Origin of the sequence: Streptomyces sp. NPDC058145 (assembly GCF_042884245.1) — a bacterium.
In the GTDB taxonomy this organism is placed as follows: Bacteria; Actinomycetota; Actinomycetes; order Streptomycetales; family Streptomycetaceae; genus Streptomyces.
Genome location: NZ_JBHVUH010000018.1, coordinates 101,174 through 116,843, shown reverse-complemented (window position 1 = coordinate 116,843; position 15,670 = coordinate 101,174). Strand labels below are relative to the sequence as shown.

The window sequence follows — 15,670 nt, the reverse complement described above, 5'->3', positions numbered from 1 at the left end:
CGTGATCAATCTACGGTGCGCAGGTAGTCGGCTGCCCTGGTTTCCAGTTCGACGGCGGCTGGGATGCCGCGCCGCCGGTACGGCGAGAGGAAGGAGCGCATCTCCACGACGCGCTGCCGAGCTCGGCCGGAGTAGACGCCTTCCTCCATAGCGTCGAGGGCCTTGGACCAGGTTGCACACGCCTCTTCCACATTGCCCGTAGCAATCTGTGTTGCCCCGAGATATCCGAGCGTCACGGCGTGCGTCCTCTTGAATGCAGGTTCGCGAGTCCGGACGCTGCGGTTAAATTGGCTGATTGCCCCCTTATGGTCCTTGAGGTCGCGCAAGGTGCACGCCGTCTCATGGGCCAGTGACGCCTCGCCGAAGAAGAAGGTTCTGGCGGGCTCTTCGATGCCGTCATGGGCACTGCAGTGGTCGTCTTCGGCCTGAAGCAGCGTCTTCATCGCCGTCTTGTCCTGTCCAGTTGCAGCGAGACAGCGGGAATGGACAACGCCGAGCAGTGCCCGCTCTCGTGGCGTCGCGGACTGATATCGCTGGCCAGCGACTGAGGCCGTCGAGAGCTCCAGGGCCTTGCTGAACAGACCCAGGTCTAGGGCTTGATGCGCCATGGCACGGAAGATGTGGCCCGAGAGCGGAGCGTCGGCGGCTCGGGCGGCCAGCTTCAGTCCAAGAGCGAAATACCGCTCGGCGATGTCATGCTCGCCGTTGTCGAAAGCCATCCAGCCGCTGAGGTAGGACGCTTCTGCCGCGGCGGAGAACATCTGGCGGCGGACGTGGTCATTGGGGAACGTTCCTACGAGATAGCGGGCGACGTCCGAGCGCAGGTACTCGACGAGCGCGGTCCGGCCGTGCCCGCCGCCCCGGCGCTGGTCCATACGGGAGAAGGCCAACGTCATTTCGCGCACGTTCTCTACGTCGCCTCCGCCGACGCGCTGGGAGCCCTTCTGTTCCGAGTTGGCCGGATCCCTTGCCATCTCGGTCCACCAGGCATCGGAGGGGACAACAAGGGCGGCGGCCGAGTACACGCCTCCACGCAGTAGGTTCCGCCTGTCCGGATCCAAGTCAGTGCTCCCCAAGTCGGTCAGCGCGGTCAGCGGATCGACGCGCCAGTCCAGCGCCCCCTGCGCCGGCGAGTCAGGTGCTGTGAACCCGGCTTCGGCAGGAGTGATGATGCGCTTCAGGCGACGGGACAGCGCCTCGCACATGATTATGGGGGCCTGACCAGATGGGGCGTGTCCGGCCACCCAGTGCTGGACATGCTGGCGAGCGATGTGGGCGTAGTCGGTCAGGCCGCTCTCATTTGCGATTCGCACGAAGGCGCTCGCCGCCTGGGCCCGTGACCAGCCTGCATCCTTCAGTAACGCTTCGAACCGTTCGTTCCGCTCGCGCGCCATGATGCGGCCCCCGCCTGCTGATGATCTTGAGTCAGATTTGTCAACTGCGCTCGGCGCGCGTCGACATGAGGTGGCAATCCAAACCTATTGCTGCATCCCAGACGACATTCACTGAACTGAACCGACAGCCTTTGCCGCCGTTGACCGGAAGTGAGTAAACGATCTTGTGTCACGTTTGGCAGCGGCGCTCCCTCTGGCGGGTACCCGGGTCGAGCCGGAGGCGGTTTGCTGTTCGTAACCACCACGTGGCTCGCGTATGGGGCGCCGATTGCTGAGCTGCCCAGCCCTCTGGGCGCCGGAGCCCCCAGCCATGAAACAGGGAGTCCCCGTGAACCCGTCCCCGCACTACCCCGCACTCACCGCCGCGTTCAGCACCAGATCTGTGCCGTCCACCTCTGTGCCCACGCAGCGTCCCGACAGCGTCAAGGAGGAGTCCGAGCCCAAGCTGTTACGGCTCCCCCTCAAGGTGCCTGACGAACTGGTGTGCATGTGGGACGGAAGCGTTACTGCGCCCGCCGCCGCTGGCAGGAACGCCCTGCCTCTCGCTCGTACCCGCCTCACCGTGGCCCGGTGGACGGGCGATGTAGAGGACGCAGCCCGGATCGTGGAGAAGCTCGTGGACAACGCGGTCAGGCACACTCCCGTGGACGAGACCGACACGATCCAGGTGCATCTGTACGTCGACTCCGCCGGCCAGCTGCTGGTCGAGGTCGATGACCCGATGCCGGAGTTCCCCGGCTTCTTCGCCGCGTTGGCCTGGCAACCTGCCGGTGAGGGCGAAAAGCCCCGCGGCCTGTGGTGTGTGCAGGAGGCCGGGGCCGAACTCGCCTTTCGCCGTTGGCGGGACGTGAACGGCCTGGTGATGGGCAAGGCCGTTCAAGCCCGGCTGGCCGGGGCAGTTCCGGAGGTCTCGGCATGACGACGACGCAACTGCCCCGCCGTCATTCCAAGGTCGACCAGCGCCGCCCCGCGCCGGAGGTCCATTTCAACGAACCGCTGTTGACGGGTGTGCACCGCGAGCCGGCTGCGGACATGGGCACTTTGGCCGACCGCATCCGGCGCCTGATGGCTCTCTCGACGGGACAGCAGCTCACGATTCCGCTGGGCGGTCAGTACTTCGACATCGTCGTCACCGCGAGCGGTCCCGCCGCATACGGGCTGGTGAGACTCATGGACGAGATCCACCGGTCCCCGGGCGACGCCCCGGACGCATGTGGCCCCGTCATCGAGGATCCCCAGCGTGGCTGGCTGATCTGGCTCGTTCCGCCTGGGACCGGTGACCGATGGGCGCCCCACCGCTTCGCGATGTGCCTCGGCAGGCCGCATCAGCTCGCGCTCCCTCCGCTGGATCAGAGCGAGCCGCCCGGTCCGTACTGGCTGAGGCGCTGCCGCAGCGACCGCCTCGTGCCTTCTGGGCCGCTGCGGGATCACCTCAACCAGTTCCAGCCCGGCCCCGTGCCGCACGAAACGCTCCTGAGCTCGGTACTGAACGACATCTCGTGATCTCCGCGTACGGCGAGGCGCCCCGTCCTCTCCGCACGCGGCACTAGCTCCCTGCTGCCGAGGCTGTCATTTCCCCCGGTCTCGGCAGCATGGCCTCGACCGTAGAGGAATCAGGGAGCGGGCATCACGGCTCCACGACCCAGACCTCCCTGTCGATGAGGAATCCCATGTGCCAGCACCAACCACCGTGTCCGCCAGCAGATGCTACGGATCGTGAAGCCGCTCGTGCCGCAACCCAGCAACCGGCGCAGGGCTGGACGCTGCTTTGCAACGTAGTCCTCCTCTTCGAGGACACCGGCGAGTTGCTGCCGGACGGGCGGATCACCGCACCGAACCGCCCGCTCTCACCCGCGGTGGGGGTTGCGGCATGACCCTCTCTGCGCCGTGGTCCGCCGTCGTCCCATACGTCACCGCCCGCCGTGGCGAGGAACCCGAAGTTGCGGCCATGCTCGGCCTCCGGCCCGACGGCGGAAGGCTGTGCTACTTGGACGAGGCACCGGATGATCGGGACGACCAAGGAGTTCTCAGGGCCCGGTCCTCGCAACCCCGCGAGGACGGCTGGCCGGTCGGGTCTCCACGATGGGGCCTGGTACATCCGTCTCGGCAGCGCGAGACGATGCAGGGCCTACGGTGTCAGGTCTGCATCGTCTCGCCGGCCAGCCGCACCGCCAGCGGTTACCTGTTCCTCGCAACGAGGCCAAGAGACGCAACGCCGCCGGATTGGCCCGAGGGAGTCCTGACCTGGCAGCCGCCCCTCTGCCTCGACTGCGCCGCGATCGCGGTCGAGCGGTGCTCCCATCTGCTGAAGCACGGCGCGGTTGCGATACGGGCACGTGTTCCCCGCCTCTACGGGGTGCTCGGCACGCTCTACACCACGGGGGCTGATCTACGGCCGGTGCCCGTGGTGGTGAGCGACGAGGTGAAGGACATTCCGCTGCCCTACAAGGACCACCTGCTCAGGCCCTGATTCCTCACCTCGCAGCTCGTGCGCGAGCTGCGCGGCGTATCGGTTGTCGACCTCGAACGGGAGATCTCGACAGCTCGCCTCTAAACGGCCGCCTCGGTGAGTCGGTGAGTACGAGCCCGACCACCGGGGCGGCGCAAGACTCCGGCCTGGGACAGGCGGCCCTGCACGTTCTACGTGGGGGCATGGCACCTCGGGCCGGTGGCCGGGAATCACCTCTGCGGCGCTGTGGTCTTCACACGCTCCGCACGTAGGTGCCTGGCAGAACCACCATCCGCAAATCCACTTGTAGACACGGGAGTTCGCATGAGTCCCCAGATCACACCCAGCACGCAGGCCCAGCCGCAGGGCGCGACGTCGGACGGCTTCGACCTGGACGTCACCCTGGTCGAGGTCTCCGACACCGCCGGACTGATCAGCCTGACGGACGACGGCTGCGGCTCGACCTGCGGCGCCTGCACCACCAACGTCGCCTGACCTGACACGCACGTCATCCCAGGCCGGTGCCTTCGCACCTCACCGAGCGAAAGCACCGGCCGCCCGCCTGGACCACGGAGGTCGTGATGGCTTTGAGCACCGAGTTCCGCGCCGGGAAGACCGCTATCCTCCGTGCGGTCGCTCGGCCGGAACTTCCCGTATCCCCGTGCCCCGACCTCGATGACTTGTCCCCGTGGAGCGCGGCTGCCCGCCTCGCGTGGCTGCGCCAGGTGTGGTCCGAAGAAGACGTTGCCGAAGCCCTGGATCACGCCAGCCCGGCTCTCGCCTCGCAGGTACGCGCGCTGTGCTCGGCCAGCAACCCGGCCGAGCGTGACGTGCGGCGTGCGGTCGCTTCGGTGGCCCGCTACGTCCTGCGCGCGGAACACCGGGCGACGCCGTTCGGCCTGTTCGCCGGCGTTGCCTCGGCGTCGATCGGGACACGGGCACGCGCGAAGTGGGGTGCGGAACACACAGCCGTCGGCCGGGCGAGTGCGGAGTGGCTGACTGTCGTCATCGAGCGGCTGGAGGCGTGCCCCGAGCTGCTGGAGCGCCTGGCGGTGGTCGTCAACAACACCACGGCGAACCGTGGTGATCGACTCATCGTGCCGTACAAGTCCGACCGCCAAGGCGGCCGTAGGCGCGCGGTCGAGGCGTCCCTGTCCCTGACCGACCCGGTGAAGCTGGTCCTGTGCGCTGCCCGAGAGCCCATCCGCGTCGGGCTCCTCGTGGACAAGCTGACTGCCGAGTTCCCAGCGGCGGGACCGGCGAAGGCTCACCGCCTTGTACGGGAGCTGATCCGGAACGAGGTGCTGATCACCAGCCTGCACGCACCGAGCACCGAAACGGACGCGCTGGGATACCTACTGGGCCAACTTCACACGGCGGGGGCGGACGGTGTGGCACCGATCGCCGCCGTAGTTCGTGAACTGCACGCCGTCCGTGACGACCTGAGTGATTGCGCCTCGCGCAGCGGCCGGACCCGAGCCGCTACGCGCATGCGGGCTCAAGTTCCGGAGCTACGCCGCCACCCCCTGGCTCTCGACTTACGCCTGGACGCAGAGGTCTCGCTTCCCGAAGAGGTCGCCCACGAGATCGCGCGTGCCGCCACAGTTCTGACCCGAGTCAGCGCCCATCCGTACGGGACGGCGTCGTGGAAGGCGTACCAGCGCCGGTTCTACGAGAAGTACGGCATCGGCACGATGGTGCCGCTCAACGAAGTCGTCGCCGACAGCGGCACCGGCTTCCCCGACGGCTATCCGGGCACCCAAGACGACGGCCGCCGCTCCCGCCTGTCCGTACGGGACGACACCTTGGTACGGCTGGCGCAGACCGCCGTCCTCGACGGCCGCGACGAGGTCGTGCTTACCGACGAGCTGGTAGCCGCCATGGACCTGGGGCCCAAGCGCCCGAGGGTGCCGCCGCACCTTGAAGTCAGTGTCCATGTGTACGCCGCCAGCACCGAGGACCTGGACCGCGGGCACTTCCGGCTGGAAGTCGCGAGCGTGTCACGTGGCGTCGGTGTCAGCACGGGCCGGTTCCTCAGCGTGCTGGCTCCCGACGCCCGCGAGCGGCTGTCAGCGGAACTGGCCGACCTTCCGACCGCGGACGCCGGCACCATCCCCGCCCAGTTGTCCTTCCCGCCGCTGCTGCCCACGAGCGCCCATGTCACCCGGGCCCCGCAGGTCCTGTCCACCGTGATCAGCGTTCACGAGCACGGGGCCGCCAGCGGCGATGTGATCACGCCCGAAGACCTGGCAGTGGCCTGCGATGGGCGCCGCATGTACCTGGCTGTACCCGAGCGTGGGCAGCGGATCGAGGCCGTGGGAATGCATGCGCTGAACCTCAAGGAGCACACCCCGCCCCTGGTCCGGTTCCTCACCGAGCTGTCGCGCGCCCAATGCGCGCAGGTCACCCTGTTCGACTGGGGCGCCGCGAAAGCCATGCCGTTCCTGCCCAGATTGCGCTACGGGCGCACGGTGCTCGCCCCGGCACGGTGGCGGATGGAAGCGACGGAGCTGCCCGGCCGCGCCCGCCCCCAGGCGCAGTGGGACACCGCACTCGAAGACCTGCGGGCACGGAGACGGATGCCTCAGCGGATCGACCTCGCCGAGGACGACCGGCGCCTGCACCTCGACCTCCGCCAAGCCGGACATCGAACGCTGCTGCGCCAGCATCTGAACCGCGTCAGCACGGCCGTCCTCGTCGAAGCCCCGGACGCCGACGCGTACGGGTGGTGCGACGGCCGGGCGCATGAGGTCGTCTTGCCACTCAAGGCGACGCGATCACCGGGGTGGCCGTCCTTGCCCACCCCCGTCCGCTCCCGCACCTTCTCCCCAGAGCAGATCCAGACACCGGGCGTCTCGTCTCTGCTGCTGGCCACCCTGTACGGAGACCTGCGCCGTCAGGATGCCCTGCTCTCCCAGCATCTCCCGAACCTGCTGGATCGACTCGGCGGGCCGCCGTGGTGGTTCATCCGCTTCCGCGACCCGGATCATCACCTGCGAGTGCGCATCGCGCTGCCCGGCCCCGAAGCCTTCGCCGAGACCGCCCGCACGATCGGCACCTGGGCTGAGGAACTGCGCACTGCCGGTCTGCTATCGGACATGCGCTACCCCATCTCGTACCGTGAGATGGGCCGTTGGGGCTCGGGCGCGGCCTGGAGCGCCGCCGAGGAGGTGTTCCGGGCGGACTCGCGCGCCGTCGTCAGTCAGCTCCGCCAGCTCCAGCGTCCGCAACAACGTGCGCTGGTGGCCGCGCACACGATCTCCATCGCCACGGCGTTCGTCGGCAGCACCGAGGCCGCGATGCGCTGGCTGGTCGACCACATCCCGCCGGTTGCCCCCGTTGCGGTGCCGCGTCCGCAGTTCACCGAAGCCGTACGGCTGGCCGATCCGTCCGACGGCTGGTCGGCCCTGCGCAACGTGCCCGGTGGACAGGCCGTCATGGAGGCGTGGGCCGACCGGGACGCAGCAGTCGCCGCCTACCGGCTGCATCTTCCCGGCCCTGACACCGAAGGCATCGTCCTGGACGACGTCCTCTCCTCACTGCTGCACGTCCACTTCGTCCGGCACGTCGCGGTCGACTTCCCCGAGGAAGAGGTCTGCCTCTACCTCACGCGCGCCGCCGCCCTGGCCTGGTTGTCGCGGAGGGCGCGATGACTCACACCCTCGCGGTCAAGACGGTGGACGCCGTCGCCGAACTGCTCGCCGACCCCGTTACGACGCCCCCGGGATGGAACCCTGCGTCCTCGCACCGCCAGCAACTCGCGTACGGACCCACCGGCATCGCCCTGCTGCACATCGAGCGAGCCGCCGCCGGCACGGGCTCGTGGAAACGCGCTCATGCCTGGCTCACCGCTGCTGCACGGCAGCCGTTCACCAGCGGACCCGACAGCCACCCCTTCTACGGCGCGCCCGCCCTCGCCCACGCCTTGGCCTGCGCCGTAGAACACCTGCCGGGCGCCTACCAACGTGCCCGGGACTCCCTGGACCACCAGATGTCCGCCGACGTTCGCCGCCGCCTGGCCGCCGCGAGCCGCCGCGCCGACGCGGGACGCCTGCCGGATCTCGCCGAGTTCGACACGATCCGGGGCCTGGTCGGCTACGGGGCCTACTTCCTCCGCCACGACCCGGCCGGGGCCAACGTCCGTGCCATCCTCGACTACTGCGTACGGCTCACCGAGCCGATCACCCACGAGGACGAAGTCCTGCCGGGCTGGTGGACGCTGACCGGACCATCCGGCCGACCCGACGACCGCTTTCCCGGCGGTCACGCCAACAGCGGCACGGCTCACGGCGTCGGCGGCGTCCTCGCGCTGCTGGCCCTCGCCGCGCGACGCGGCATCATCGTCGGCGGGCACCGTGAAGCCCTCCACACGATCCTGGCCTGGCTGGACCGTTGGCGGGAGAAGACCGGCCCCGGCCTCGCCTGGCCGTACTGGGTCACCCGCGAGGAACTGCGCAGCGGCCACCTCGCCCCATCAGCGCCCAGGCGCCCTTCCTGGTGCTACGGCACAGCCGGTGTGGCCCGAGCGCAGCAACTCGCCGCCCTCGCACTCGGCTACGCCGACCGCCAGATCGAGGCGGAAGTCGCGGCCTTGGCCGCGCTCACAGATGTCGCCCAGCTCAAGGCCACGACGGACAACGGGCTGTGCCACGGCTTCGCCGGCCTCGCACACGTAGCGGCCCGGACCGCCACCGACGCCCACCCGTCGACGGCTGGACGGCTCCGCGCGGCGGTCCCACCACTGCTGAGCGCAGTCTGCCCGCCCGGCACCGTCCCGGAAGACGCGGCCAGGGCGGTCACTCAGGACGAGGAAGCCGGACCCGGATTCCTGAACGGTGCTGCCGGTATGGCGTTGGCGCTTCTGGCCCCTGCCACCACCGCTCCACCCGCCTCAGCCTGGGACTCCTGCCTGCTCATCGCCTGATCCGCCGATCGAAGGATCCCGTCATGCCCCCGTACCGCTGGCATCAGCACCACGTCACCTTTACCGACCGCACGACCGGCAAGCGAGCCATAACCGAACGCCTCGGTCCCGCACTACTCGCGGCCGAGGAAGACGGGCAGCTCACCGGCTGGTGGTTCATGAACAAGCATCCCTGGCCGCTGCGATACCGCGCAGCCACGCCGTCCCCGTTGATCGAGGCGCTGCTGAGCGACCTCGTCCGGGACGGCACGGCCCAGTCGTGGACGCCTGGCATCTACGAGCCGGAGACCACTGCCTTCGGCGGGGCGAAGGCCATGGACGCCGCCCACGACTTGTTCCACATGGACAGTCATCATCTGCTCACCTACCACCCCGGGCCCGGACGGCTGGGACGCAGGGAGACGGCTGTCCTTCTGCTCAGTGCCTTGATGCGGGCCGCCAACCTGGACTGGTTCGAGCAAGGGGACGTGTGGGTGAAGGCCGCTGCGTTCCGACCGGCGACCCAAGCCCTTGCCCCGGAGCGGGCCGCCGCCTTGGTCCTGGCGATACAGAAGCTGATGACTGTTGACACGCGCAGCCTGTGCCGTCCGACCGGCCCGCTCGACGGACATACGGATTGGGTTGCCGCCTTCGAGAGGGCTGGAGCGACGCTCGGCCAGCTCGCTGCCGGCGGTGAGCTAACGCGCGGCCTCCGAGCGGTCATCGCCCACCACGTGATCTTCCACGCCAACCGCGCAGGTCTCCCCTCGGACGACCAAAGCGCCCTGTTCAACATCGCACGAAAGGCAGTCATGGGATCGAGTGACAACACTGCGTCGTCCAACGAGGGCACGCCCGAAACCACTAGCGTCAAGCTGGTGAATACCGACACGATGACCACCTCCGAGGCCGACGCAACGCAGCTCCGCAACGCCCTGGTCGACAAGATCCGCGAGTCCGGGTACGCCCGCACGCCCGCGGTCGAGACTGCCCTGCGCACCGTCCCGCGCCACCTGTTCGTGCCCGACGCCGCGCTCGAAGACGCCTACGCCAACGTGCCGGTCAACATCAAGTACGACAGCGACGGCACGTCGATCTCGTGTGCCTCACAACCCGGAGTCGTCGCGCTCATGCTGGACCAACTGGACGCCCAGCCCGGCGAACGCATCCTCGAACTCGGCGCTGGCACCGGCTACAACGCCGCCCTGCTCGCCTACCTCGTCGGCGAGAGCGGCCACGTCACGACCATCGACGTCGATGACGACTTGGTGGAAGGTGCCCGCGAGCACTTGGCCGCAGCCGGATTCACCAACGTGGAGGCGCTGACCCGAGACGGAGCCCTCGGCCATGCCGAAGGAGCACCGTACGATCGGATCATCGCCACGGTCGGCGCGCACGGCGTCCCGCACGCCTGGATGCAGCAACTCGCGCCCGGCGGGAGGCTCGTCGTTCCCCAGCGACTCAAGGGCAGCGTGTCCCGCTCCATCGCCTACGAGCAGCGCGAAGGCCGCTGGACCAGTGTCAGCAGCACGATGAACACCTTCATGCCGCTGCGGCGCGGCATCGCCGACGACGACCGCCGCGTCATCCCGCTCAGCACGGACGGCTCCGTACGGCTCCAGGCTCCCGCAGGGCAGCCCATCGACGCCGAGGCCCTGGTCGGCGTGCTGGAGCAGCCGCGCTCCGAGGAGTGGACCGGGATGATGGTCCGCGCGATGGAGTCGCCGGAGTGGATGGAGCTGTTCGTCTCCTGCTCGCTGCGCAGCGGGCTGATCCGGATGCTGTTCCCGAAGGACGCCAAGGGGGCCCTCCTCACGGACGACCCCTACCCGTCGTCTACCGCGGCCGTGGACAAGGGCGCCGTCACGTACCTCGCCCGCCGACTGTCGGACCAGAAGACCCCCGAAGGCGGCAAGCTCTGGGAGTTCGGCGTCATCGGACACGGCCCCGGCAGTGACGAGCTGACCGCCCGGGTCGCCGACACGATCCGCGCCTGGGACCGTGAGTACCGCGACCGGGAGGCCACGTTCGAGATCCAGCCCCTGGACGCCCCGGCGATCGAGCAGAGCCCCGGCCTCTTCACTCTCGTAACCCCGCTGAACCGCATCGTCGTCGACTGGCGGTGACATCAGCGGGGACATGACGGCGGCGGTGCCCGTTGCGCGGCCGACGGGCACCGCCGCTTCTCCTTGCTCCAGCCCCTACCCGTCGTCCCAGGGGGACACATGGACCCGCACGGCCCGATAGCAAGGCGTTTTCCTCTCGTCGCCCGGTTCCGGCCCGCCTGCCCGCCGCTGCCCGCTCGAGTGCGGGCCTTGGCGGAGCTGGCAGACAGAGCGGCGGAACAGAATGACCAAGGGCTGTCCTCCACCGTCTTCAACCAAGCGGCGCTTCTCGCATCCGACCTCGGTCTTCCCGACCTGGCCCGGTCAATGTGCCACCGACACGCCCACGCGTACCTTCGCGCCTGTCCGCTGGCTGCCCTGACCGCCATCCGGGGGCTGGAACCCTTGGTCAACCTCGCCCGCTTGCAGATCCGCGCCGGCCAGACCGACGACGGGCGCCAGCGGCTTCTCGACCTGTACGAGTCCGTCGGCACCGGTAGCCCTGCTGTCTTCGAAGGCATCACCGTGCCAGCCAACTTGGCCGCGTCCCCCGAGGATCGGAGGGAAGTCCACGCGTGGCTGTGGCGTGTGTTGCTCGCTGACGGCACACGCACGCTGACCACGACGGGCCGCTGGCGTGAAGCCTTGGCTCACATCGAGCAGCACCGGGGCGTGGGCACAAGGATGCTCGACGGGCGGCAAGTTGCCGTCGTAGCAGCCCTCACGGGAGGCGGCAGGGAGCAAGCGGCGGCGTTGCTCGCCGACACAACTCCCGGCGAGCCCTGGGAACAGGCGGTCACCGCGTGCCTGACGGTGCTGTCTCGCCGCGACGCAGGCCACTGCCATGACGGCATCGGGACCGAGCTGGTGGACACCTACCTCAGCCGTGAAGCCGAACCGGGCCTGACCGTCTTCGATACTCGGCTCGGCCTCACGGTCCTGGACGCGGTCGGGCCCGAGCACCCCGGAGCCAGGCGACTCTTTGAGGATCTGATGCGACGCATCAGGGAAGCACGCAACGGGTACGCCGCCCGCGAGGTGGTGTCGCACGCGCTGTTGCCTGCGCTCGCCACCGAACGCGAGGCACAGGCGTGCCGCGACCTGATCCGGTCCTGCGGCCTGGGAGCAGGAGTTCTCCCAGACGAACTGTCGGGCGACCTCTCATCGGCTCTCGATCGCAGCGAAGTAGTGCTCACCAGTTCCTCTGCCGCCACAGCGACGTCGAACGCACCTACCCGGTGAGTCCCGCGCGTAGATTCCGGGCTGTCGGCGGTCGCGGCTAGCTTCGAACACATGAGCGTGCCTACTGAAAGGCTGACTCTGGGGGCCGTCAGCGCGATCGTCGAGAAGAAGATCCTCACCAACAAGATCTGCATCTATCGGCCTGGCGAGCCGGTCTTCAATCCGCACATGGGGGCACGAGCCCGGTCCGCCCGTCACCATCTACGAAGGCCCGGGGGCGATCTTCCCCACCGGCGGTCCTTCCGCCGTCCTGCATCCCGCCGGCCAGGCCTACGTGGACGACACCCCGTCCCCCTACCGACTGTTTACTCCGCTGTCGGCGCCGGCCGCCTCGCGCGAGGACACCGTGGCCGTCGTAGAGGCCGAAGATGAGTCGGCCATCGGCCGGACGTGGCGCGTCTGTGGGAGCGGGTGAGCGACACGTCATCACCTCGGGACGGCGGTAGCGGGACGGGGAGGTCCGCGGCGGTGGGGGCGGCCGCTGCGGCGGGGCGCGCGGAGGCGGCGCCGGGGCGGCTCACGCGGGTGCCTCGTGCTTGTCACCGTCCGGCTCGGACGTGATCTGGTAAGAGAGCAACTGCTGGAAGAGACCGGATCCCCGACAGCCAGGCCGCACGGCCACCGACGGCGACCACGCCGTGCCCCTGTACGGAGCGTGGGGGCGGCGCCACCACGCTCGCGGACGACGGCCCGCTTCGTCTCCAGCTCCGCCAGTCGGCAGTAAAGGGAGGACCCGCTGCCCGCCCTGTCGCCCCGTCCCGGGCTTCACCGCCCTGGAGGCGGACAACACCGGCGCGCACACTTTCGCCACGCCGGTCACCGAGATCGACGAGCGGGGAGCCGGTGACGCGGTCGACGCCCTCGAGACAGGAGCCGGCGGGTCACCAGCCGGGGTAGCGGTTCCACCAGTGCCGGTCCCAGCCGCTGGTGTACTCGGTGCCGCCCGGCCGGTCGGTGAGCTGGGCGACGAGGTCGCAAGCCAGGGTGTCGAGGACCCAGGCCAGTTCATGGCGGCTCACCAGGTTGACGGGCAGCGCCTCGGCGCCGTGCACCGCTCCGAGCAGCGCACCGGTCACGCAGGCGACCGAGTCGCCGTCGGGCGCCTCGGCGGCGAAGCGCAGTGCGGCACCGAGGTCGGCGCGGTCGGGGAAGGAAGCGGCGACATGCAGGCCGCCGAGGAGTGCCGACGGCGCGGTGGCGTCCGGAGCGAGCCGTGCGAGCCGTCGGGCGTCCGCGGGATGGTCCTGGCCCTGACGGAGTGCTGCCGTGAGTTGGCTGTGCTCGGTGTCAGTGAGGTCCTCGTCGAGGGAAGGCAGGGCGGACAGCCCCGCCTGCAAGGCGTCCTGGACCCGTTCGCCGGTAAGGCAGTGGCTCAGGAGCGCGGTCGCGTGGGCTGCTGCGGACTGCGCGGCTCTGTCGCCGTGGGTGAGCGCGGCGATCTCGCGGGCCTGTCGGACCCAGTACCCCGGGTCCCTTCCGGCGACGGCTACGGCGAGTGGGAGGGTGCGGGTGAGTGCATGGCAGCCGCGGCTGGTCGTCGTCGGCCTGTCCATGGTGCCCTGCTCGATCTTGGACAGGGCGGCCACGGTTGCCGGTGCGGAACCACGCCGTTCGGCCAGCACGGGCACCTGGGCGAGCCAGCCGTCCGGCGTGTTGTTTTCCCATGCCCAGCGCCGCGCCTCGATCCCCTGCAGGGCAGCCCACCGGCAGTAGGCGTGCCACACCACCGATGGGGGATGGCAGATGCCCTTGTGGTCGCCGCGCACGAACGCGCGGATCGTTCCCTCGGCGGTGAAGCAGGCCAACTGGGTGCTGACCCGGGCCTGCAGCGGGCCGTCGGCCGGCAGCTTGCCCCGGGCAGCGCCCAACGTGTCGCCCAGCGCCAGGCCGAGCAGCATCCCGCGCGCCCGGGACGCCGCCCCCTTCTCCTTCAGGAATTGCCTGCGCTGCTTCTGCTCGGCATCGTCGCCCGGCCCCGGCTCCTCCAGCAGCTGCTCCAGTTCATACACCGCGTCATACATCTCGGGGTGCGCCTCGAGATGCCAGCCGCCGGTCAGCGCCCGGCGCAGGTCCTTCAGCGCTGTATTGGGGTCGGCGCCGGTCGCCATGTGGCTGTAGATCGCGGCGACGGCCGGGGTGCGGCTCTGCCCGGCAAAACAGTGGAGCAGGACCCGCTTGTCCTCCTGACGCAGCCGCTGCACCTGGCGGGCGGCCTGGTCCAAAACGTAGTGGAGGTTGGCGTTTTCTCCCTGGCTGTCCACCAGCCAGACCCGGACGTGCTCGACGTCAGCACCGGGCAGGATCGGGTCCGTACCGACCCGGCACAGCGAGACCACGGCGTCGACGGGGACCGGCTCACCAGCCTGGGTCAGGGCCAGGTTGCCCAGAATCACCCCGGGGTCGTGCGGGTGAGGTATGGCGAAGCTGCGGTGGTTACCGACGGCCATGCGCGGCGCCGAGGGCCAGCCCTGGGCGTCATCGATCCCGCCGCGGGCGGTGAGCACCGCGAGGCGGACCAGGTCGGCTGCGCTGAGGCCGGGCCAGCCGTGGACGGCCTGCTGCCAGGCCAGCGGGATGCCGGAGCAGCCCCACCGCGCGCCGAGCAGGGCGCCCGCGATCGCCGCGACGGTGTCGGTATCCGTCCCGGCCCGCACCGCCGCCTCCAAGGCAAGGCGCAGGTGCTGGGCGGGGAAGCTGCCCTCGGCAGGGCTCAACTCGGGCACGGCGGTGCGGGTGATCGCCGACCAGGCGGCCTGGAGCGCGTGAACGACCCAGCCGTTGTTGCCGAAGTGGTGCGGCGCCTTGTCCTCCGCCTCATCGAGCCGCTCGGCCCACATCGCCCGGCGCTCCGCGGGAATCAGGTCCAAACCGGCGCGCACGCCGTCGAACGTGCCCTCAAGCACCGCGGTGCGGATGCCGGAGCACCACAGCACGCAGGCCTCGGCGCAGTCCGGATCCGGGTGGGTGAGCTCACTGACGGCGATGGCGGCCTCGGCCATCGCCGCGACGTCGCCCAGGTGGGTCAGGGCGACGATCCCGGTGCGCATCAGCGAGCCGTTCCCGGCGGCGCGATCGGTGCCGGCGGTGAAGCTGCGGGCGGCATCCAGCAGCGCCGCGCCCGGCGCTCCGCCGGCTCGGCCGGCGGTGCCCAGGACGGTGCGGGTCTGCGAGCCGACATCACTGGCGCCGCCGCTCAGCCAGCCCTGGAAGTTGGCGGCGATCGCGTCAAGGGCCTCCGGGGTGCGCAGGTCCGCCCCGGTGGCCGCGACCTGGGCGATACACACCTGCATCTGGGTGTCGTCGGAGTACTCGCCGGGCTCGTACGGTCCCAGGCCGCCGCCGATCATCCGCGGCTGCTGGTCCTCGCGCAGCCGCGTCTGGAACTCGTAGGGCACGCCCAATGCGTCGCCCACGGCCGCGCCGAGCAGCACGCCGGCGGCCCGGTCAGTGCCCCGCGCGTCCAAGGCAAACTGCGGCGTACGGGCTTGGGCCATGGAGTCTCCATAAGGTGCGGCGGCGCGCACAGGCGAGCCGAGCGGTGACGTGCGGGCAGCGATCCCAGGCGCAAGCAGCCTGG

The 15,670-nt window shown here is 69.8% G+C and carries 11 protein-coding genes; 9 read left to right on the top strand and 2 right to left on the bottom strand.

Going from position 1 to position 15,670, the window contains the following annotated elements; genetic code table 11:
- Window positions 1–5: 5 nt before the first annotated feature.
- Window positions 6–1,394, bottom strand: coding sequence for a Tat pathway signal protein (locus ACFVVO_RS33345; RefSeq protein WP_390060008.1), 1,389 nt, complete (start codon window positions 1,392–1,394; stop codon window positions 6–8).
- A gap of 643 nt (window positions 1,395–2,037) precedes the next feature.
- On the opposite strand from ACFVVO_RS33345, the gene ACFVVO_RS33340 reads away from it, so the two are divergent.
- The 9 genes from ACFVVO_RS33340 (at window position 2,038) to ACFVVO_RS33300 (ending at window position 12,508) form a co-directional block, all read left to right on the top strand.
- A complete protein-coding gene (locus tag ACFVVO_RS33340) occupies window positions 2,038–2,313 on the top strand; it encodes a hypothetical protein (protein WP_390060006.1) in 276 nt (91 codons plus the stop codon).
- A complete protein-coding gene (locus ACFVVO_RS33335; RefSeq protein WP_390060005.1) occupies window positions 2,310–2,897 on the top strand; it encodes a hypothetical protein in 588 nt (195 codons plus the stop codon). Before ACFVVO_RS33340 ends, ACFVVO_RS33335 begins: the two co-directional genes overlap by 4 nt.
- A gap of 167 nt (window positions 2,898–3,064) precedes the next feature.
- Window positions 3,065–3,268 carry a DUF5999 family protein gene (locus ACFVVO_RS33330; RefSeq protein ID WP_390060003.1) on the top strand — a complete coding sequence of 68 codons (204 nt, stop codon included), beginning with the start codon at window positions 3,065–3,067 and terminating at the stop codon, window positions 3,266–3,268.
- A gap of 899 nt (window positions 3,269–4,167) precedes the next feature.
- Window positions 4,168–4,338 carry an FxLD family lanthipeptide gene (locus ACFVVO_RS33325; protein ID WP_390060001.1) on the top strand — a complete coding sequence of 57 codons (171 nt, stop codon included), beginning with the start codon at window positions 4,168–4,170 and terminating at the stop codon, window positions 4,336–4,338.
- Between the two features lie 86 nt (window positions 4,339–4,424).
- Window positions 4,425–7,496, top strand: a complete 3,072-nt coding sequence (locus tag ACFVVO_RS33320) for a lantibiotic dehydratase (protein ID WP_390060000.1) — start codon at window positions 4,425–4,427, stop codon at window positions 7,494–7,496.
- Window positions 7,493–8,767, top strand: a complete 1,275-nt coding sequence (locus ACFVVO_RS33315) for a lanthionine synthetase LanC family protein (RefSeq protein ID WP_390059999.1) — start codon at window positions 7,493–7,495, stop codon at window positions 8,765–8,767. Before ACFVVO_RS33320 ends, ACFVVO_RS33315 begins: the two co-directional genes overlap by 4 nt.
- Before the next feature lie 23 nt (window positions 8,768–8,790).
- A complete protein-coding gene (fxlM, locus tag ACFVVO_RS33310; protein WP_390059997.1) occupies window positions 8,791–10,872 on the top strand; it encodes a methyltransferase, FxLD system in 2,082 nt (693 codons plus the stop codon).
- 99 nt (window positions 10,873–10,971) lie between these two features.
- On the top strand, window positions 10,972–12,093 hold the full coding sequence (locus tag ACFVVO_RS33305; protein WP_390059996.1) for a hypothetical protein: 1,122 nt from the start codon (window positions 10,972–10,974) through the stop codon (window positions 12,091–12,093).
- A gap of 136 nt (window positions 12,094–12,229) precedes the next feature.
- Window positions 12,230–12,508 (top strand): DUF6093 family protein, encoded by a 279-nt coding sequence (locus ACFVVO_RS33300; protein ID WP_390060074.1) that lies wholly within the window; start codon window positions 12,230–12,232, stop codon window positions 12,506–12,508.
- Window positions 12,509–12,974: 466 nt separating this feature from the next.
- On the opposite strand, the gene ACFVVO_RS33295 is transcribed toward ACFVVO_RS33300, so the two are convergent.
- Entirely contained in the window at window positions 12,975–15,587 is a 2,613-nt protein-coding gene (locus ACFVVO_RS33295; protein WP_390059995.1) for an ADP-ribosylglycohydrolase family protein, read from the bottom strand.
- Window positions 15,588–15,670 lie beyond the last annotated feature (83 nt).

Bases quoted from the DNA above. Each gene is read 5' to 3' on its own strand.
- ACFVVO_RS33320 (WP_390060000.1), top strand. From the start codon at position 4,425: ATGGCTTTGAGCACCGAGTTCCGCGCCGGGAAGACCGCTATCCTCCGT.
- ACFVVO_RS33305 (WP_390059996.1), top strand. From the start codon at position 10,972: ATGGACCCGCACGGCCCGATAGCAAGGCGTTTTCCTCTCGTCGCCCGG.
- ACFVVO_RS33325 (WP_390060001.1), top strand. From the start codon at position 4,168: ATGAGTCCCCAGATCACACCCAGCACGCAGGCCCAGCCGCAGGGCGCG.
- ACFVVO_RS33295 (WP_390059995.1), bottom strand. From the start codon at position 15,587: ATGGCCCAAGCCCGTACGCCGCAGTTTGCCTTGGACGCGCGGGGCACT.
- ACFVVO_RS33315 (WP_390059999.1), top strand. From the start codon at position 7,493: ATGACTCACACCCTCGCGGTCAAGACGGTGGACGCCGTCGCCGAACTG.
- ACFVVO_RS33335 (WP_390060005.1), top strand. From the start codon at position 2,310: ATGACGACGACGCAACTGCCCCGCCGTCATTCCAAGGTCGACCAGCGC.
- ACFVVO_RS33345 (WP_390060008.1), bottom strand. From the start codon at position 1,394: ATGGCGCGCGAGCGGAACGAACGGTTCGAAGCGTTACTGAAGGATGCA.
- ACFVVO_RS33330 (WP_390060003.1), top strand. From the start codon at position 3,065: ATGTGCCAGCACCAACCACCGTGTCCGCCAGCAGATGCTACGGATCGT.
- fxlM (WP_390059997.1), top strand. From the start codon at position 8,791: ATGCCCCCGTACCGCTGGCATCAGCACCACGTCACCTTTACCGACCGC.